Origin of the sequence: Comamonas sp. JUb58 (assembly GCF_004364775.1) — a bacterium.
Taxonomy (GTDB): domain Bacteria; phylum Pseudomonadota; class Gammaproteobacteria; order Burkholderiales; family Burkholderiaceae_C; genus Comamonas.
The window spans coordinates 93,009-111,912 of the sequence record NZ_SOAL01000007.1 but is presented as its reverse complement, the minus strand read 5'-3'; the positions used below and the strand labels follow the sequence as shown (position 1 = coordinate 111,912).

General features: G+C 64.5%; 20 protein-coding genes. 12 read left to right on the top strand and 8 right to left on the bottom strand.

What is annotated here, in order from left to right; genetic code table 11:
- The first annotated feature begins 160 nt into the window (after positions 1–160).
- From EDF71_RS09220 to yddG (EDF71_RS09210), 4 genes are all read left to right on the top strand, one after another.
- The gene (locus EDF71_RS09220; RefSeq protein ID WP_208301015.1) at positions 161–1,117 is read left to right on the top strand and encodes a glyoxylate/hydroxypyruvate reductase A; all 957 of its coding nucleotides are present in this window, start codon (positions 161–163) and stop codon (positions 1,115–1,117) included.
- 166 nt (positions 1,118–1,283) lie between these two features.
- The gene (gene yddG / locus EDF71_RS09215; RefSeq protein ID WP_133856285.1) at positions 1,284–2,222 is read left to right on the top strand and encodes an aromatic amino acid DMT transporter YddG; all 939 of its coding nucleotides are present in this window, start codon (positions 1,284–1,286) and stop codon (positions 2,220–2,222) included.
- 128 nt (positions 2,223–2,350) lie between these two features.
- Entirely contained in the window at positions 2,351–2,500 is a 150-nt protein-coding gene (locus tag EDF71_RS24970) for a hypothetical protein (protein ID WP_166656497.1), read from the top strand.
- 155 nt (positions 2,501–2,655) lie between these two features.
- Complete coding sequence (gene yddG, locus EDF71_RS09210; RefSeq protein ID WP_133856284.1) at positions 2,656–3,576, top strand: aromatic amino acid DMT transporter YddG; 921 nt, start codon at positions 2,656–2,658, stop codon at positions 3,574–3,576.
- Positions 3,577–3,597: 21 nt separating this feature from the next.
- Here the strand turns inward: yddG (EDF71_RS09210) and EDF71_RS09205 are convergent, their stop codons facing one another.
- From EDF71_RS09205 to recA, 4 genes are all read right to left on the bottom strand, one after another.
- Positions 3,598–4,077, bottom strand: coding sequence for a VOC family protein (locus tag EDF71_RS09205; protein ID WP_133856283.1), 480 nt, complete (start codon positions 4,075–4,077; stop codon positions 3,598–3,600).
- A gap of 115 nt (positions 4,078–4,192) precedes the next feature.
- The gene (locus EDF71_RS09200) at positions 4,193–4,444 is read right to left on the bottom strand and encodes a VF530 family protein (RefSeq protein ID WP_133856282.1); all 252 of its coding nucleotides are present in this window, start codon (positions 4,442–4,444) and stop codon (positions 4,193–4,195) included.
- Between the two features lie 47 nt (positions 4,445–4,491).
- Positions 4,492–4,941 carry a recombination regulator RecX gene (gene recX / locus EDF71_RS09195; protein ID WP_133856281.1) on the bottom strand — a complete coding sequence of 150 codons (450 nt, stop codon included), beginning with the start codon at positions 4,939–4,941 and terminating at the stop codon, positions 4,492–4,494.
- An 87-nt stretch (positions 4,942–5,028) separates the two neighbouring features.
- Complete coding sequence (recA, locus tag EDF71_RS09190) at positions 5,029–6,105, bottom strand: recombinase RecA (RefSeq protein ID WP_133856280.1); 1,077 nt, start codon at positions 6,103–6,105, stop codon at positions 5,029–5,031.
- A 190-nt stretch (positions 6,106–6,295) separates the two neighbouring features.
- Here recA and EDF71_RS09185 point away from each other — a divergent pair, with 190 nt between their 5' ends.
- Positions 6,296–6,784: a helix-turn-helix domain-containing protein gene (locus EDF71_RS09185; RefSeq protein WP_133856279.1), complete on the top strand. Its 489-nt coding sequence runs from the start codon at positions 6,296–6,298 to the stop codon at positions 6,782–6,784.
- 28 nt (positions 6,785–6,812) lie between these two features.
- Here the strand turns inward: EDF71_RS09185 and EDF71_RS09180 are convergent, their stop codons facing one another.
- Positions 6,813–7,754 carry an SdiA-regulated domain-containing protein gene (locus tag EDF71_RS09180; RefSeq protein WP_166656496.1) on the bottom strand — a complete coding sequence of 314 codons (942 nt, stop codon included), beginning with the start codon at positions 7,752–7,754 and terminating at the stop codon, positions 6,813–6,815.
- Positions 7,755–8,039: 285 nt separating this feature from the next.
- Between EDF71_RS09180 and EDF71_RS09175 the strand changes: the two genes are divergently transcribed.
- Together EDF71_RS09175 and EDF71_RS09170 are read left to right on the top strand one after the other, a co-directional pair.
- On the top strand, positions 8,040–8,726 hold the full coding sequence (locus EDF71_RS09175) for a response regulator transcription factor (protein ID WP_133856277.1): 687 nt from the start codon (positions 8,040–8,042) through the stop codon (positions 8,724–8,726).
- Positions 8,727–8,789: 63 nt separating this feature from the next.
- Entirely contained in the window at positions 8,790–10,244 is a 1,455-nt protein-coding gene (locus EDF71_RS09170) for a sensor histidine kinase (RefSeq protein ID WP_133856276.1), read from the top strand.
- Between the two features lie 24 nt (positions 10,245–10,268).
- On the opposite strand, the gene EDF71_RS09165 is transcribed toward EDF71_RS09170, so the two are convergent.
- From EDF71_RS09165 to EDF71_RS09155, 3 genes are read right to left on the bottom strand one after another with little or no spacing between them, the layout of a single operon-like run.
- The gene (locus EDF71_RS09165) at positions 10,269–11,090 is read right to left on the bottom strand and encodes an SPOR domain-containing protein (RefSeq protein ID WP_133856275.1); all 822 of its coding nucleotides are present in this window, start codon (positions 11,088–11,090) and stop codon (positions 10,269–10,271) included.
- 40 nt (positions 11,091–11,130) lie between these two features.
- Positions 11,131–11,982 (bottom strand): biotin--[acetyl-CoA-carboxylase] ligase, encoded by an 852-nt coding sequence (locus tag EDF71_RS09160; protein WP_133856274.1) that lies wholly within the window; start codon positions 11,980–11,982, stop codon positions 11,131–11,133.
- Positions 11,979–12,704 carry an SET domain-containing protein-lysine N-methyltransferase gene (locus EDF71_RS09155; protein WP_133856273.1) on the bottom strand — a complete coding sequence of 242 codons (726 nt, stop codon included), beginning with the start codon at positions 12,702–12,704 and terminating at the stop codon, positions 11,979–11,981. The genes EDF71_RS09160 and EDF71_RS09155 overlap by 4 nt, the downstream gene beginning before the upstream one ends.
- 162 nt (positions 12,705–12,866) lie before the next feature.
- On the opposite strand from EDF71_RS09155, the gene EDF71_RS09150 reads away from it, so the two are divergent.
- From EDF71_RS09150 to EDF71_RS09130, 5 genes are all read left to right on the top strand, one after another.
- Complete coding sequence (locus tag EDF71_RS09150; protein ID WP_133856272.1) at positions 12,867–15,803, top strand: DNA topoisomerase III; 2,937 nt, start codon at positions 12,867–12,869, stop codon at positions 15,801–15,803.
- 4 nt (positions 15,804–15,807) lie between these two features.
- Positions 15,808–17,226, top strand: a complete 1,419-nt coding sequence (locus tag EDF71_RS09145; RefSeq protein WP_133856271.1) for a hypothetical protein — start codon at positions 15,808–15,810, stop codon at positions 17,224–17,226.
- Positions 17,227–17,228: 2 nt separating this feature from the next.
- Positions 17,229–17,753: a hypothetical protein gene (locus tag EDF71_RS09140; protein ID WP_133856270.1), complete on the top strand. Its 525-nt coding sequence runs from the start codon at positions 17,229–17,231 to the stop codon at positions 17,751–17,753.
- Between the two features lie 39 nt (positions 17,754–17,792).
- Complete coding sequence (locus tag EDF71_RS09135; protein ID WP_133856269.1) at positions 17,793–18,137, top strand: hypothetical protein; 345 nt, start codon at positions 17,793–17,795, stop codon at positions 18,135–18,137.
- A 105-nt stretch (positions 18,138–18,242) separates the two neighbouring features.
- A complete protein-coding gene (locus EDF71_RS09130) occupies positions 18,243–18,854 on the top strand; it encodes a class I SAM-dependent methyltransferase (protein ID WP_133856268.1) in 612 nt (203 codons plus the stop codon).
- Positions 18,855–18,904 lie beyond the last annotated feature (50 nt).

Genomic DNA, 18,904 nt, shown 5'->3' with positions numbered 1-18,904 from the left:
TCTTCGCGCTGGCTCTTGCTTGCACCCCGGTGCAAGCTGCGAACCAGCCCTTCGAACTCATCCCGATTGCACTCCAACGCGGCTGCGTAGAGATCGCAAACACGTTCTAAGCCCGGCCCTGTCCGCTTCCGCCTTTTCGCACTTCAACGCCTCCCACGCCATGGCTTCCAGCACTCCCCTGCACCTCATCATCAAAAGCGGCGGCAGCGCCGCCATTCCGGAATGGACGGCGCTGTTTGCCGAATTTGCGCCCCATGTGGTGGTGCATGACTGGAACACGCCACCTGCCGATCTCAGTCTAGTGGATTTTGCGATGGTCTGGGAGCCTGATACCGGTGCGCTGGCCCGTTTTCCGCAGCTCAAGGCCATCTTCAGCTCGGCCGCCGGCGTGGACCACATCCTGGCCGACCGCGACCTGCCAGCCAACTTGCCCATCGTGCGCATGGTGACGGGCGAATCGCAGCAGCGCATGGCCGAGTTCTGCCTGATGGCCACCTTGATGCTGCAGAAAAACATGCCGCGCGCACTGGCCCAGCACCGCCAGCAGCAGTGGATCGAGTTCAACCCGCCCTATGTGGCCAGCGAGCTGCGCGTGGGCATTCTGGGCCTGGGCACCCTGGGCGCTGCTGCCGCGCAGATGCTGCGCGCCGTCGGCTACCCGGTGCAAGGCTGGTCGCAAACACGCAAGCAGATCGAGGGCGTGACCAGCTACTGCGGCCAGGATGAGCTGAGCGAGTTCTTGCGCAGCAGCCAGGTGCTCATCTGCCTGCTGCCCGATACGCCGGCAACCCGGGGCATCCTCAATGCCGCGCTGTTTGCCCAGTTGCCCACCGGCGCCCAGCTGGTCAATGCCGGCCGGGGCACCCAGCTCAACAGCGCCGATCTGGTGACCGCACTGGACAGCGGCCAGCTGGCCGGCGCGCTGCTGGATGTCACCGAGCCCGAACCCTTGCCAGCCGATTCGCCGCTGTGGACGCATCCGCGCATCATCCTCACACCCCACATCGCCGCCAGCGCCAGCCGCCGCGCCAAGGCGCGCCAGGTGGCCTTGTCGATGGCGCAGTGGCAGGCCGGCCAGGCGCTGGACAACTGCTTTGACCGGGTGCGCGGTTACTGATCAACCCGGGTAAATGCGCCGGCCAGGCAGCTGAAAGCCGGGCCGCTGCAAAGCCGCCACTGGCGCCATATCCGAGTGTTTTGCAGTGCCAAGCCCTTAGGCCGATCAAGGCTGAGCAATAGCCGCTAGGATGCGAGCCGCCCTCGTCTGCATCCCCCTTCCTCCCATGTCCACCCCTCCTCTTGTGCCCAGCCAGCGCGCCACGCTGATTGGGCTTTCTGCCGTGCTCTGCTGGTCTGTACTGGTGAGCCTATTCCGCAGTGTTGCGGAGCACCTGGGGGCGATAGGCGGGGCCGCCTGTGTGTTCTCGCTCAGCGCCTTTCTCGTCACCTGGCGCTTTGGCCTGCCGCGCGCCGCACAGCTCAAGGCCATGCACCCGGCCTATCTGCTGGGCTGCGGCCTGCTGTTTGTGCTCAACGAGATCGCGTTTTCGCTGTCGATGGGCTGGGCCAGCCACCGGGGCCAGACCCTGGAGCTGGGCATGATCAACTACCTCTGGCCCAGCCTGACCCTGGTGATGGCCACGGTGCTGGGCCTGCAGCGCTTTCGCGCCGGCCTGGTGCCGGGGGTGCTGCTGTCGATAGCGGGCATTGTGCTGGTGGTCAAGGGCGACAATGCGCTGTCCCTGGCCAGCCTCTGGGCCAATGTGCAAAGCAACCCGCTGGCCTATGCGCTGGCGCTGTGCGCGGCCTGCCTCTGGCCCTGCTACTCGGTGGTGTCCAAGCGCTACACCCAGGGCGCCAATGCGCTGCCGGCTTTTCTCTGGGCGGTGGCCGCTGTGCTCTGGATCAAGTACGCGCTCAGCCCTGAGCCACCGCTGCGTTTTACCCTGCCAGCGTTGCTGCAGCTGGGCCTGCTCAGCGGCCTTACTGCTTTGGGCTACAGCTGCTGGGACCATGGCCTGCGCGCCGGCAACCTCACGGTGATGGCCGTGGGCTCCTACTTCACCCCCGTGCTGTCGGCGCTGGTCGGCACGCTCTGGCTGCAGGTGCAGCCGTCCTGGAGCTTTTGGCAAGGCGTGCTGCTGGTCACGCTGGGCTCGCTGGTCTGCTGGTGGACCACCCGCAGCCCAGGGCCGGCAGACGGCAAAAAGCTGGCGGGCTAAGAGCTGCTTACGCAGGGCGGCATCGCCAGCCCTTGTATACACATACAAACACCTAGGCGGCGCGCCCTGGCCAAAAGCGCGCGCCGCACTATAGTGGGCAGGTTGCCCGCGTTTTTTCCGAGTTGCCCATGGACTACACCCGCCCCAACCATATCCCCACCACCGCCGAGCAAGAGGCCGAAAAGCGCCTGGAGCTGCGCGGCCTGATCGCATTTGCCGTGCTGACCGTGGTGGCGACCATCGCTGCCGCCCTGGTCTTTGGCAGCCATATTGCCTAAGCCCTGATCCCGTCATTTCTCGCCAGCCATACCGCGCCAGCCAGCCTGGCCGCCAGGTGTGGCTGCGGCGCGCTGGCCGTCTGCCTGCAGGGCTGCGCTTTTCCGGCTAGGATGCAAGGCGCCTTCCGCACCTGTCTCTGCACCCGTCCGCGTCCATGTCTTCCTCTCCCATCCCCGCTCCCCAGGCCCCTTCGCAACGCGCCACCCTGATTGGCCTGTCGGCCGTGCTGTGCTGGTCCACCTCGGTGGGCCTGTTCCGCAGCGTGGCCGAGCACCTGGGCCCCATTGGCGGCGCGGCGGCGGTGTTTAGCTTAGGGGCCTTGCTGGTCACCCTGCGTTTTGGCCGGCCGCGCCTGGCCCAGTTGCGCGCCATGCACCCGGCCTACCTCTGGGGCTGCGGCCTGCTGTTTGTGCTCTATGAGATCGCGCTGTCGCTGTCGCTGGGCTTTGCCAGCAACCGCAGCCAGACCCTGGAGCTGGGGATGATCAACTACCTCTGGCCCAGCCTGACGATTGTGCTGGCGACCGCCTTGGGGCTGCAGCGCTTTCGCGCCGGCCTGGTACCGGGCGTCTTGCTGGCCATGGCCGGCATTGTGCTGGTGCTCAAGGGGGACAGCGCGCTGTCCATCGCCAGCCTCTGGGCCAATGTGCAAAGCAACCCGCTCGCCTATGGCCTGGCGTTCTCGGCCGCCTGGCTCTGGCCTTGCTATTCGGTCATTGCCAAGCGCTATGCCCATGGCGCCAATGCGCTGCCGGCCTTTCTCTGGGCCGTGGGCGCCGTGCTCTGGGTCAAGTACGCGCTCAGCAATGAGCCTGCGCTGCACCTGTCCTGGGCGGCCATCGTGCAGCTGTGCATGCTCAGCGGCCTCACCGCCCTGGGCTATAGCTGCTGGGACCATGGCCTGCGCGCCGGCAACCTGACGGTGATGGCCGTGGGTTCCTACTTCACCCCCGTGCTGTCCGCGCTGGTCGGCACGGTCTGGCTGCAGGTGCAGCCATCCTGGAGCTTTTGGCAAGGGGTGGCGCTGGTGACGGCCGGCTCGCTGATCTGCTGGTGGTGTACCCGCAGCAAATAAAACGACGCAGGGCTGAAGCGTTCAGCCCTTGCGCGCCGCTTCCAGCGTGGCGATATCGATCTTTGTCATGCCCATCATCGCCTCGAACACGCGCTTGGCCGCAGCGTGGTCGGGGTCGGACATGGCAGCGGTCAGCATGCGCGGGGTGATCTGCCAGGAGATGCCCCAGCGGTCCTTGCACCAGCCACAGGCACTTTCCTGCCCACCATGGCCGACGATGGCGTTCCAGAGGCGGTCGGTCTCGGCCTGGTCATCGGTAGCGATCTGGAAGGAAAAAGATTCGTTGTGCTGAAAATGCGGCCCGCCGTTGAGCCCAATGCAGGCAATGCCGGCCACATTGAATGCCACCACCAGCACATCGCCCTGCTTGCCATCGGGGTAGTCGCCCGGCGCGCGGTGCACGGCGCCTACCGAGCTATCGGGGAAGGTCTGGGCATAAAACTGCGCGGCATCCAGCGCATCGCCCTGGTACCAGAGGCATACGGTATTTTTCGCGGTCATCGTCGGTCTCCTGCGTCAAGCGAAACAGACGTCTAGACTAGCTTCTAGCAGCACAGCTGCGGGTAGGACAGCGCTGCACAGCCGTGACAATGGCGCCGCAGCGGGCGCATGCGGTTCAGCCGCCGTTGCGCCGTTTCTCGCGCAGCATGAACAGGTAGAGACCCTCGACCTTCTCGCGCGCCCAGGGCGTTTTGCGCAAAAAACGCAGGCTGGAGCCGATGCTCGGGTCCAGGAAAAAGCAGCGTATCGGTATGCGCTCGCCCAGCTCTTCCCAGCCAAAGTACGCGACCAGCTCGTTCAAAATGCTCTCCAGGGTCAGGCCATGGAGGGGGTTGTTGGGCTGTTCAGCGGTACTCATGGCCGCCATTGTCGCCCAGGCCTTGCCCAAGCGGCGGGGCCAGGGCTTTGCAGGCGCTAATCCTCGTCCCCGCCCCGCAGCACCTTGCGCACCACATCACCGCCAAAACCCCGGCTGGCCAGAAAGCGCATCTGCCTGGCGCGCTCTTGCGGGCTGTCCGGCGGGCTGCCAAAACGGCGTTGCCAGACCTCGCGGGCGCGCTGCAGCTCGGTGCTGCGCAGGCGCTCGCGGGCATCTGCGATCAGCTCGGCATCCACGCCCTTGTGGCGCAGCTCCTGCAGCACGCGGTTGGCACCGTAGCGGGCGGCCTTGGTGTGGATGACGCTGTCGACAAAGCGCTCGGCACTCAGAAAGCCCTTGGCTTCGAGCTCGTCAAGGATGGCTGCCAGGTCCTCGCCCTCTTCCACATGGGGGCCAAGCTTGCCCTGCAGCTCAGCGCGCGAATGCTCGCGCTGCGCCAGGTAGCGCAGCGCACGGCCTTTGAGGGAGAGTTTGCTAAAAGACATGCGTCCTCATTGCTATAAAACAAATAGCTGCTTGCGCACAGCATCTGTGCACAAGCAGCTATCTCAGCGTTCAGACTTCAGCAGCGATCAGCCTTCGGTGCCGGTGGCGGCCGGGCCGTCCACCACGCCGTCTTCCGCAGGGCGCAGGCTGATGTTCAGGCTCTCGCGCACCTTGTTCTCGATCTCGATGGCGAGGTCGGGGTTCTCACGCAGGAACTCACGCGAGTTGTCACGGCCCTGGCCGATCTTCTCGCCGTTGTAGGCGTACCAGGCACCGCTTTTCTCGATGATGCGGGCATTGACGCCCATGTCCAGGATTTCGCCTTCGCGCGAGATGCCTTCGCCAAACAGAATGTCGAACTCGGCCGTCTTGAACGGAGGCGATACCTTGTTCTTGACCACCTTGACCTTGGTTTCGTTACCAATGGCCTCGTCACCGCGCTTGATGGTACCGGTACGGCGGATATCGAGGCGCACCGAGGCGTAGAACTTCAGCGCATTACCGCCGGTGGTGGTTTCAGGGCTGCCGAACATCACGCCGATCTTCATGCGGATCTGGTTGATGAAGATGACCATGCAGTTGGTCTTCTTGATCGTGGCGGTGAGCTTGCGCAGTGCCTGGCTCATCAGACGGGCTTGCAGACCGGGCAGTTGGTCACCCATTTCGCCTTCGATTTCGGCCTTGGGGGTCAGGGCCGCGACCGAGTCAACAACAATCAGGTCCACCGCGCCGGAGCGCACCAGGCTGTCAACGATTTCGAGCGCCTGCTCACCGGTGTCGGGCTGGCTGATCAGGATATCGCCCAGGTTTACGCCCAGCTTTTGGGCATAGCTGGTGTCCAGCGCGTGCTCGGCATCGATAAAGGCGCAGGTGCCGCCCAGCTTTTGCATTTCGGCAATCACCTGCAGGGTCAAGGTGGTTTTGCCCGAGGATTCAGGACCGTAGATCTCGATGACGCGGCCGCGTGGCAGACCACCGACGCCCAGCGCAATGTCCAGGCCCAGCGAGCCGGTCGACACCACCTGGATGTCCGAGACGGCCTCGCCTTCGCCGAGCTTCATGATGGTGCCCTTGCCAAACTGCTTTTCGATCTGGGCCAGTGCGGCGGCCAGCGCCTTGGCTTTTTCGCTGTTGGCTTCGGGCTTGGTTGCGGTGGCGTTCATGGATTTCTCCTTGCGTTTGATGGTCATGTCTTCGATCTGGGGATCCAGCTGTTTGCATATACAGCCTGGATGCTTGAACAGTAGTTTATGGGATGGGTATATTTTATAGAAGCATTTTTTTAGTCAGTTTGATTGACTATATGCACAATAGCGACTTCGCCCTTTTTCAGCCCCTGCCGGCCCGTTCGCCATGCCCATTCTTCTGCCCCATTTGCCCGATGACAGCTGGCGCCTGACCCATATGGGCCGCCTGCTGGGCCACGCAATGCGCCGCTTTGATGCCCGGGTGCTGCAGCTGATGGCCCAGGACGAGGCCGTGCCGCTGGCGCTGTCGCACCTGGCCGAACGCGACCAGGTCAGTGCCGCCCATATCCATATCACGCGCCACCTGTCGCTGGCCGGCGACCGCCTGGTGGACCTGGCCGCACGCGCCGGCATGAGCAAGCAGGCGATGGCCCAGCTGGTGGACCAGTGCGAGGCCTGGAACCTGGTGACCCGTGAGCGCGACCCGCGCGATGCCCGCGCCCGCACCGTGCGCTTTACCGAGACTGGTCTGCTGTGGCTGCAAGCCTTTGAGCGCGCCGTTACCCAGGCGGAGGAGGAGTTCCGCGCCGAAGTGGGCGAGCAGGTCGCCACCGTGGTCAAGCTTGGGCTGGAGGTGTACGGGGCCGACAGCTGAGCGCTCAATGGGCAGCGCTTGGGCCTGCTCAGCCGCGCTTGCGCTCGAACTTGTAGAACAGGTTGGGCTCGGAGACGATGTAGATATTGCCGCTGTTGTCCACGGCCAGGCCTTCTGGCTGTGGCACCCGGTCGGCCAGCCCGGCCATATCGGCCCACAGCGGCATCACGCTGAGCAGGTCACCGGCACGGCTGTATTCGTAGAGCACCGATGCCTCTTCGCCCAGCAGCAGCAGGTTGCCACTGCGCGGGTCCACCTCGATGGCGGCCAGGTCGGTGCTGGGCATGTCCTCCACCGCCGGCACCTCCCAGGTCGAGACTTTCATATCGACCCGGCCGGGTTTGAGCTTGGACAACGGGGCATCCATCACCAGCACCTGCATCGGCCATTTCTCGGTCACGGCCAGCAATTGCTGGCGCTTGGCATCCCAACCCAGGCCTTCCAGTGCGAAGTTCTTGATATGGATATCGCCCAGTTGGATGTAAGGGCTGTTTTCCAGCGACACCTCGGTCACGCCCTTGCCAAACTGCACCCAGTGGATGCGGTTGCTGCGCTCATCGGCAATCGCAAACCAGTCGCCCTGGATATGGGCAATGCCTTCGGTGTCATCGGCCCCCAGCAAGGGCGCCAGGCGCAGCAGGCGGCCATCGGTGCTCAGCTCGGCAATCTGGGGCGGGCGGTTGGTCACCGCAAACAGGGTCTTGGTCTCCGGGTTGTAGGCCAGGCCCGAGAGGTTGTCGGCAATGCCGCTGACCACCTTGGCATCAATGCTGGCCTGGTAATGCGGCAGGTTGGCAGGCGGCGCCGAGCGCGGTGCAGACTGCAGCGCATCGACATGCCCTGGCATGGCAATGACGTGGTGCCACTGCAGGTACAAGGCCGTCAAGACCAACAAGGCCGTCACCATGACTAAACGGCGCTGCCGCTGCGACGCCTGCCACCTTACCTGTACCTTGGACCCTGCTTTCATCACCACCTGCTGTTCAAAATTCGCCACCAGCCGCAGGCCTGGTGCCTGCAAGTCCTGGTCAAGACGAGGCGTTATCCTACGTGACGCATACCTCAGATGGATGAAGGTTTGGCCGGTTTTACGTCTCTGCAACAAAAAATGCAGGCGGCGATTGCGGCGCATGAATGCCTAGCCACGCCTGATTTGACTCTGCAGAGCTTCCGTGGAGTGGCCACCAACGCCATGGACTGGCCTAGAATCATTGGCAGCATCCAAATCACGACTACAACATCGATAGGAGACCGCATGCGAATACTGATTGCCGAAGACGACCAAGTGCTGGCCGATGGCCTGCTGCGCAGTCTCCGCAACTCTGGCGCCGTGGTCGACCATGTCTCCAGCGGCACCGAAGCCGATGCCGCGTTGATGGCGAACAACGCGTTTGACCTGCTGATCCTGGACCTGGGCCTGCCCCGCATGCATGGGCTGGAGGTGCTGAAAAAGCTGCGCGCCCGGGGCTCGGCCATCCCGGTGCTGATCCTGACCGCAGCCGAGAGCGTGGATGACCGGGTCCAAGGCCTGGACCTGGGCGCCGACGACTACATGGCCAAGCCCTTTGCGCTGTCCGAGCTCGAAGCCCGCGTGCGGGCCCTTACCCGCCGCGGCGTGGGCATGAGCACCAGCCTGATCCAGCATGGCCCGCTGGCCTACGACCAGGCCGGCCGCGTCGCCACCTTCGACGGCCGCATGCTGGAGCTGTCCGCCCGCGAGCTGGGCCTGCTGGAAGTGCTGCTGCAGCGATCGGGCCGCCTGGTCAGCAAGGACCAGCTGGTCGAGCGCCTCTGCGAATGGGGCGAAGAGGTCAGCACCAATGCGATCGAGGTCTATATCCACCGCCTGCGCAAAAAGATAGAAAAGGGCCCCATCCGCATTGCCACGGTGCGCGGCCTGGGTTATTGCCTGGAGAAGATCCACCCGCCTGCAGCCCACTGATCACCACCCATCCGGCGACAGCGGGGCGATGGCCGCCCCCGGCCCATTCACACAAGGACAGCCTTGGCCCTGTTTCGCAGTGAGCAGCGATCTTTGTTCGGAGAGATCCTTGACTGGATGCTCACGCCGCTGCTGCTTTTGTGGCCGGTATCGCTGGCATTGACCTGGCTGGTGGCCCAGGACCTGGCCAACAAGCCCTTTGACCGCGCGCTGGAGTACAACGCCCATGCGCTGGCGCAGCTGGTGGGCGTGCAAGGCGGCAAAACCTATTTCAACCTGCCCCAGCCGGCCAGCGAGATCCTGCGTGCCGACGATGCCGACACGGTGTACTACCAGGTCACCACGCCGGCGGGCATGTTTCTCTCGGGCGAATCGGCGCTGCCCATGCCCTCCAAGGATCTGGAACGCACCGTTGGCACGGTACAGCTGCGCGATGGCGAGCTGCGCGGCATGGATGTGCGCATCGCCTGGATCTGGGTGCAGCTGTCGCTGCCCGAGCCCAATCTGGCGCTGATCCAGGTCGCAGAGACACGCGAAAAGCGCAGCGTGCTGGCGACTGAAATCATCAAGGGCGTCATGCTGCCGCAGTTCGTCATCCTGCCGCTGGCGGTGCTGCTGGTCTGGCTGGCACTGGCGCGTGGCATCAAGCCACTGCATCTTCTGGAAGAGCGCATCCGCGCGCGCAAGTCCGAAGACCTCTCGCCGATCCACCACAAGGATGTGCCGCTGGAAGTGGTGCCCCTGGTCGATTCGGTCAATGGCTTGCTCGAGCGCCTCAACGATTCGCTGGCCACGCAGAAACGCTTTCTCGCCGATGCCGCGCACCAGCTCAAAACCCCGCTGGCGGGCCTGCGCATGCAGGCCGAGATGGCCCAGCGCGCCGATGCCAAGGAGGACGACCTCAAGCTGTCCCTGCAGCAGATTGGCCGCTCGAGCATGCGCGCCACCCACACCGTCAACCAGCTACTGTCTTTGGCTCGCGCCGAAGGGCCCAGCGCGCTGCTGCAGCGCACGCCCTGCAACCTGGCCGAGATTGTGCTGGATGCCATGCATGACGGTATTGACCGCGCGCTGGCCAAGCACATCGACATGGGCTACGACGGCATGCAGGCCGATGAGCGCGAGGTCTGGGTCAACGGCAATGCCACCTTGCTGGGCGAGCTGGTGCGCAACCTGCTGGACAACGCGATCAACTACACACCGTCCAGCGCCAGCGCGCCGGGCATCATCAATGTGCGCCTGATGGCCGACCCCTTTGGCCATGTGATCGTGCTGCAGGTGGAGAACTCCGGCCCCGGCATCCCCGAAGAAGAGCGCGAACGTATTTTTCAGCCCTTCTACCGCGTGCTGGGCAGCGAGGTGGATGGCTCAGGCCTGGGCCTGCCCATCGTGCAGGAAATCGCGCGCCAGCATGGCGCCAGCGTGGGCCTGGAAGATGCGCACCCGCGCCAGGCCCAGCGCGGCGTGGTGTTCAGCGTGTGCTTTCCGACCACCTTGGCACCCCAGCCGCAGATCTGAACCGCCTGGGCTGTAAAGCCCGGCTCAGGAGCAGCTGCGCAGCTCCTTGCCATCCATCACATGCCAGCTCTGTACGCGCTTCTTGGTAGCTGCATCCAGCTTGGGCAGGCGCAGCGTGTAGCTGACGGCCTCGGGGCGCTCGACCACCACCTTGGCGCCGCTCACGCCTTTTTTGCCCATGGTGGCCAGATGGCGCTCTGCCGCCTCTTCGCTGGAGAAGCGGCCCAGCGAGATGCCCGGCTCCAGGCTGGCGATGCGGGCGCGGTCGGTACTGATATCCAGCGCACGCAGCTCATCACGGCGCGTGTCCAGCGCTTCCTGGCTGCTGAACTTGCCGACATAGACCATCCAGCGGCCGGCGCTGGTGCTGCTGTCCAGGCGCCAGCTGCCTTCGGGCAGCTTGGCCAGTTGCAGGCGCAGCGCTTCGACCTGTTTGGCATCAAAGCTGCCGGCGATCAGGCATTCTTTTTTCTCGGGCTTTTCGGGTTTCTCTGCCGGCTTGTCAGCGGGCTTGGCCGCCAGTTTGTCGGCCTCGGCAGCCGTCGTTTTGTCTGCGCTGTCGGCAGCTGGCTCCGCAGCCGCCACAGCGGCCGGCTCGGCAACGGGGGCGGCCACCGGTGCTGGCGCCGGGGCGGGCTCAGCCGTCACCGTGCGTGCTTGCTCCTGGGCCTGCTTGGCCTCTTGCGGCGTCAGAATGCGCAGCGCATCGGGCTTGACCTGCTGCTGCACCCGCTCGGGCTCGGAGGGGTCTTCCGGGCCCCAGCCCAGGCTGCGCAGCATGCCTTGCGAGAAGGCGTAGTAGCCGGCATTGGCCAGTAGCAGCAGCACGATGGCAAAACGAATCATCTCCGCTCCTGTCTGATAGTTCTCTGATCCTGCGGCGCGCTCAGGCCGCGCCCGCCTTGGGCCGCACGCTGACTTCCGAGCTGGTCACATCGACCACGCCAGCGGCCGTCTGCACGCGCAAGGCGCCATCGGCAGCCACGCCCAGCGCCAGGCCGGCCGTGCCATCGCTCAGGCCGACCTCGCGGCCCGCCAGCGCATCACGCGCCGCATAGGCTGCCTGCAGCGGCGCAAAGCCCTGCTGCGCAAAGGCCTGGATGGCGGCCACCAGCGGCGGCACCACGGCCTGCAGCGCCTGCGGCGCGTCCCAGCGGCTGTCGAGCATCTGTAAGCTGCCAGGAATGGTCGACAGACCCTCGGCCTGCGGGGCCCGTACATTGATGCCGATGCCAATCACCACATAGCGCTCGGCCTGCTGCTGGCCATCGCCCGCATGCGTGCGGGCCGAGACAAAGCTGGCGGTCTCCACCAGGATGCCGGCCAGCTTGTGGTCGCCCGTCAGCCAGAGGTCATTGGGCCATTTGAGGCCGATCGTCGGGGTGCTGGAGCCCGCCTCAGGCAGCTGCGGCTGCAGGCTTTGCGCCACCGACACACCAACGGCCAGCGACAGGCCCGACCAGTCGGCCGGCGCCAGTGGCAGGCCCAGCGACATCAGCAGCGAATCACCGACCTCGCTGCGCCAGGGCTTGCCCATGCGGCCACGCCCTGCGGTCTGCTGCTCGGCCACCAGCAAGATGGGCTCCTGCCGGCCGGCCCGGGCGCGGCGCATCAGCTCGGTATTGGTCGAGTCGATGCTGGGCAGCACTTCGATCGTGAAGCCTGGCAACTGCGGCTCCACCGCTTCCCAGATCGCTTCTGCCGGCCAGCGGATGGGCGTGTTCTGTGCCTCGCTCATGCGTTCGCCTTGTCCGCCTTGGCCGCCTTCTGGCCCTTGGTCTTCTTGTCGGCCTTGGCTTTCTTGTCGCTCTTTTTCTTGTCCTTGGCCTTTTCCTTGCCCAGGGCCTTGTCTGCGGCCTTGGCCTTGTTCTTTTCCGCTTTGGCAGGCTTGGCGGGCTTTGCGCCATCGGCAGCTGCCGCCTTGGCCTTGCGCTTTTTGGGCAGCACCGGCTCGGGCAAATCCGAGGCGGGTACCTTGGGCTTCCAGCCGCGCTTGGGCGCCAGCATTGTGCCCCGGCATTCGGCCGCGCCGCAGTGGCAGGCGTAGTCGGCCTTGAGCTTGGCGGTGTAGCGCTCTTCGATGATCAGGCCGTAGTCATAACCCAGCTCCTCGCCGGCGCTGATATTGCGCAGCGCGCTGATGAAGATGCGGTCATCCACCTCTTCGGCAAAGCAGTTCGGGTCGCAGCTGTGGTTGATCCAGCGGGCCGAGTTGCCGCCGTCACCACCGTCGATGACGCGGTCGCCATCGATCTGGAAAAAGAAGGTGTGGTTGGGGTGGTCCGGGTCGTGCGGGTGGCGGCGCTGGCTTTCTTCGTAGCTGATGACCTTGCCCGCATATTCGACAATGACTTCGCCTTCTGCTATATCCTGCAACGCAAAAACGCCCCTGCCGTGCACGCCCGAACGCCGTACCTGGATACGACGACCTGTTGAAAAATGGGGAACATGGTTCGGCATGGGATTTTTTCTGCTACTTTAAAAATAAGCACATGCGCATGTGCGCACACGTACACATGCAGGCGCCCGCGCACATGCGCGTAAAGCGTGCATTGTAAGAGCGTGCTCAGAGAGCCAGCAACCCACAGTGTTGGCAGACCCCAGTTTGATGAGAGTGAACCCATGTCCAAGACCCTGGTCATTGCAGAAAAGCCGTCAGTTGCACAAGACATTGTTCGTGCACTGACGCCGGTGGCAGGCCAATTTGCCAAACACGACGACTACTTTGAAGCCGATACCTTCATCGTGACGAGCGCGGTGGGTCACCTTGTGGAGATCCAGGCCCCCGAAGAATTTGATGTCAAACGCGGCAAGTGGAGCTTTGCCCATCTGCCGGTCATCCCGCCTTACTTTGAGCTCAAGCCCGTCGACAAGACCAAGACGCGCCTGAACGCCGTCGTCAAGCTGGCCAAGCGCAAGGATGTCACCGCGCTGATCAACGCCTGTGACGCGGGCCGCGAAGGTGAGCTCATCTTCCGCCTGATCGAGCAATACGCCGGTGGCGCCAAGGGCGGCCTGGGCAAGCCGATCCAGCGCCTGTGGCTGCAGTCGATGACGCCGCAAGCCATCCGCGACGGCTTCAACAAGCTGCGCTCGGACAACCAGATGCTGGGCCTGGCCGATGCCGCCCGCAGCCGCTCCGAAGCCGACTGGCTGGTGGGCATCAACGGCACGCGGGCGATGACCGCGTTCAACTCGCGCGATGGCGGCTTCTTCCTGACCACGGTGGGCCGCGTGCAGACGCCCACCCTGTCGCTGGTGGTCGAGCGCGAAGAAAAGATCCGCAAGTTCGTCAGCCGCAACTACTGGGAAATCCACGCCGAATTCAACGCCCAGGCGGGCGCCTACCCGGCCAAGTGGTTCAACCCGGGCTGGAAGAAAACCGACGACGCCGAGGCCAAGGCCGACCGCGTCTGGACCCAGCAAGAGGCGCAGGCCATTGCCGACGCCGTGCGCAGCAAGCCCGCCACGGTGACCGAAGAGTCCAAGCCCACCACGCAGGCATCGCCGCTGCTGTTTGACCTGACTAGCCTGCAGCGCGAGGCCAACAGCAAGTTCGGCTTCTCGGCCAAGACCACCTTGGCGCTGGCCCAGGCGCTGTACGAGCGCCACAAGGCACTCACCTACCCGCGTACCGATTCGCGCGCGCTGCCCGAGGACTACCTGCCGGTGGCCCGCCAGACCTTCGAGATGCTGGCCCACAGCAATATGCAGCAGCTCGCGCCGTTTGCGCAGCAGGCCATTGGCGCCAACTACATCCGTGCCAACAAGCGCATTTTTGACAACAGCAAGGTGTCGGATCACTTTGCCATCATCCCGACCACGCAGGCGCCCGGCGCGCTGAGTGAGGCCGAGCACAAGCTCTACACCTTGGTGGTGCGGCGCTTCATGGCGGTGTTCTTCCCCAGCGCCGAGTACCAGGTCACCACCCGTATCAGCCAGGTCGAGGAGCACCACTTCAAGACCGAAGGCAAGGTGCTGGTCAAGCCCGGTTGGCTGGCCATCTACGGCAAGGAAGCGGCCCACGAAGTGGAAGACGCCAAGGAAGGCGACAAGGGCCAGAACCTGGTGCCGGTGCAGCCTGGCGAGAAGCCGGTGGCCGACCCGGTCGACCCCAAGGGCCTGAAGACCAAGCCGCCTGCCCGCTACTCGGAAGCAACCCTGCTGGGCGCGATGGAGAGCGCCGGCAAGCAGATCGACGACGACGAGCTGCGCGAAGCCATGCAGGAAAAAGGCCTGGGCACGCCTGCAACGCGCGCGGCCATCATTGAAGGCCTGCTGACCGAGAAATACATGCTGCGCGAAGGCCGCGAGCTGATCCCCACGGCCAAGGCCTTCCAGCTGATGACCTTGCTGCGCGGCCTGCAGGTGGAAGAGCTCTCGCGCGCCGACCTGACCGGCGAGTGGGAATACAAGCTGGCGCAAATGGAAAAGGGCCAGCTCTCGCGCGAAGCCTTCATGGCCGAGATCCAGTCCATGACCGAGCGCCTGGTGAAAAAGGCCAAGGAATACGACCGCGACACCATCCCGGGTGACTACGCCACCCTGTCCGCGCCCTGCCCCAACTGCGGCGGCGTGGTCAAGGAAAACTACCGCCGCTACGCCTGCACCGGCGTGGGCGGCAACGGCGAGGGCTGCGGCTTCTCGTTCACCAAATCGCCTGCGGGCCGCACCTTCGAGACCGCCGAGGCCGACCAGCTGCTGCGCGACCGTAAGCTGGGCCCACTCGACGGCTTCCGCTCCAAGGCCGGCTGGCCCTTTGCCGCCGAAGTGGCCATCGTGCGCGACGAGGACAACAACAACTTCAAGTTCGAGTTCCTGTTTGAGGACAACAAGTCCGACGAGGAATCGGGCGAGCTGGTGGACTTTGGCAGCCAGAACACTCTGGGCGCCTGCCCCAAGTGCGGCGCGCCGGTGTTCGAGCACGGCGCCAACTATGTCTGCAGCAAGGCCGTGCCCACGGCCCAGCAGCCCACGCCCAGCTGCGACTTCAAGAGCGGCCAGATCATCCTGCAGCAACCGATCGAGCGCGACCAGATGGCCAAGCTGCTGGCGACCGGCAAGACCGACCTGCTCGACAAGTTCGTCTCCAACCGCACGCGCCGCAGCTTCAAGGCCTTCCTGGCCTGGGACAAGGAGGCCGGCAAGGTGAACTTCGAATTCGAGCCACGCGACAGCAAGTTCCCGCCCCGCAAGGGCGCGGCCGCCAAGACGGCAACCAAGACCGCCACGAAGACCGCGAGCAAGACCGCTGCCAAGGCCACGAAGACGGCGGCCAAAACCGCTACCAAGACAGCCACCAAGTCCGCCGCTAAAACGCCCCGCAAGGTTGCCGCGACCCTGACCCCCAGCCCCGCGCTGGCGGCCGTGATCGGCAGCGAGGCCACCTCGCGCCCCGAGGTGATCAAAAAGCTGTGGGACTACATCAAGGCCAACGGCCTGCAGGACGCCAAGGACAAGCGCGCCATCAATGCCGACGCCAAACTGCAGCCGCTGTTTGGCAAGGACCAGATCAGCATGTTCGAGATCGCTGGCATTGTTGGCAAGCATGTGAGCTGATACCTTGCTGCGCCGCATTGTTTGCCAGGCCCTCGCCTGCAGCGCCCTCCTGTGGGGGGCGCAGAGCCATGCCCAGATTGCCCTGTTCGCGCCGCCCGGCGTGCACCCGGAATTTGTCGGCAAGGTGGCTACCGCCCATATCAATGTGCACAGCCCCAAAGCGCTGGAGAAGAACCTGCAGGCCGTCAAAGGATCGGCCACCAGGCTGGATCTGGATCTGGGGCCAATCCTCAACGGTCGCAAGCCGCTAAGCCAGGTGCGCACCCGCTACCGCGCCACGGACGATGCTGGCGGCCCCGCCAGCTGGCAAAAAAAGGCCATGGCGCCACTCGCAGTCAACAAGCTGCGGGTGATCCCCTCCGACGCACAGGCTCGCAAGATTCTGCGGCCCTACATGGCTGTGATCCAGCGCTACCAGGCCCAGGTAGCCACGGTTTTCATCGCCGATGAACCCTATCTGCATGGCATCCCCAAGGCGGATCTGGAACGCATGGCCATCACGGTTCGCCAGATGTTCAAAGAATATGGGATCCAGGATGTCAAGCTCGGCCTGATCTTTGCGAGTGGCATGGTGAATGCCGAGTTCGCCCAGATGGTGGACCAGGAGTCGCTGCGCTATGTTCAAAACATCGATGCCCATCGCAAAACCATCACCCGTCTGGGCGCCAAGGCCACAGCGGCTGAACGCCAATGGCTGAAGGACATCACTCGTCACCGGCTGACGACCTACGACAATGCAGGCAACCTCTACACCGGCGGCGGCGTTCCGCGCGGCTATGACCTGTATGGCTTCGATTTCTACCTGTCCACCGCATTGCAGGACCGTCTCTACGAAAACATGCTGCCGCTATTGAAGAAGCAGGTGCAGGGCGGCGAATGCGATATCAGCGCCTACACGACCATGTCCGAGCTGCGCGCGCAGCTGTCCTTCTACCAGGATGGGCCTGTGCGCCAACCCAGTGCAGCAGACAAGGCGGCGGGCCGCCCCACACCACAGCAGCAGGACAAGCACTTGCTCGACCAGCTCTACCAATGCCGCATGACGGCAGCCACCGAGATGCTGCGCAAGGAACTGGCCAAGATCGGCAGCAAGGGCAAGATTCTGGTGCTGACCGAATCGAGCAACAACGGCGTACTGGAGTTCGATGCCCGGCAAAACATCGAGAAGGACCAGCCCGAGCGCCTGATCGAATCCCGGGTGCTGGACGAAGTGCAGCGCGGCCTGGACTTTTACCAGGCGCAGCGCAAAAACGGGGACATTGCGGCGCTGGAGTTCTTCACCTTCGACAATACCTTTGACAAGACCATCCAGCTGGACATCGGTGGCTTTGTGGACATGCCCGCCGTCAAAAACCTGATCTTTGACCGCTCGCAGCGCGAGATGTGCCAAAGCGGCGTCACCGCCGCCTGCCAGAAGCACTGAGCATGACCCAGGGCGAGCCGCTGCAGCTGCTGGCCCTGGCCTTGGGCATCTACCTGCTGCTGGAGGCCAGCTTTCATGGCATGGCCTGGCTGCTCGCCCGCATCATTGACCGCGAGGAGCGCCACCAAGGCCAAATCACCGAGCCCAGCCCTGCACACTGGCGTGCCATCTTCTACCGCTTGTTTGCCGTGCTGGCCGTGCTGATGCTGAGCCACTGGTTCAGCCTGGGCTTGCATGGGCCAGACTGGCAGCAGTGGTTGCTGGGCGCCGTCATCATCGCCACCGTGCTGTCGGTGGTGGTGCTCTGCGATGCCTCCATCATCCAGAAGCTCAAGAAGGACAGCCATCCGCACTTCAGCAATATGCAGGAGATGGGGCTGCTCTACATCCTGCGCCACCTGCCGTCGCACCGGCGGTGGTATTTCAGCGCAGCCTACCTGCCCCTGGCCCGGCGCTTGAACTGGGGCATCAGCCTGCTGGCCTTCTTGCTGCTGTACCTGGATTTGCGCTTCTACCAAGGGGGCTGATACAGTGCCTGCCATGCCCCAACCCCCATTGCCACTGCCATGTACCTGCGCCCTGCCTACCGCCGGCTGATCTGGCTGGCCCTGGTGGCAGCCTGCGCTGCCGCCCTGTACGCCTGGCGTGGTTCGGCGATCATGGGCGATGCCGAACAGGCCGCCAGCGGACTGTGGCGCAAGGCCTCGTCTCCTCCTCCGCCCAGTGCCGAAGAGCTGCAACGCAGCCAGGCACGGCGCGCGGCGCCCGACGGCGGCAGCGGCCAGGCACGGCCCGCAGCCATGCCGCGCAAATGCCAGCTGAACGGCCAGACCATCTACACCGATGGCCCCTGCCCGGCAGGTAGCCAGGAGCAGATCGTGCCGGAGAACCTGTCCGTCATCCCGCGCTGAACCGGCCCGCCGCCAATACCGCAGCGCCCCACCCACATGCGCCATCTGCGCGATACTGCCTGCGTAATGCACAGCGGTGCTGCATTGCATTGACAAAGGACATGCGTGCAATCAGCGGACAGGCAATGGTTTGACGAGGCGTACTACCAGCGCTTTTATTTCGACAAGAAAACCAGCGTGGTGGACCCCGCGCATGCCGCGCGCCTGGGCGCCTTTGTCTGCAGCTATCTGCAGTATGTGCGCGTGCCCGTGCAGCGGGTGCTGGATGTCGGCTGCGGCATCGGCCTGTGGCGCGATGCGATTGCGCAGCACTTTCCGCAGGCCAGCTACCACGGGGTGGAGTACAGCGACTACCTCTGCCAGCGCTATGGCTGGGAGCAGGGCTCGGTCGTGGACTATGCACCGGCCGATGGCCAGCCCTTTGACCTGGTGATCTGCCAAGGCGTGCTGCCCTACCTGAGCCCCGCCGACCTGAAGCTGGCGCTGGCCAATCTGGCGCGGCTGAGCCGTGGCGCGCTCTATGTGGAAGCCGTCGCGCGCGAAGACTATGAGCGCGACATCATCGACGACGAGCTGACCGACCCACGCCTGTACCGCCACCGTGCCGAGCTCTACCGCCGCGGCCTGGCCCAGGGCTTTACCGAGCTGGGCGGTGGAGTGTGGCTGAGCCGGCGTGCCGATGTGCCGCTGTTTGCGCTGGAAGCGGTGCAGAACTGAGCGGCACATCGCGCGGCGCTAAACCCGCTGCGCTGCTTGGTTGGACTGGG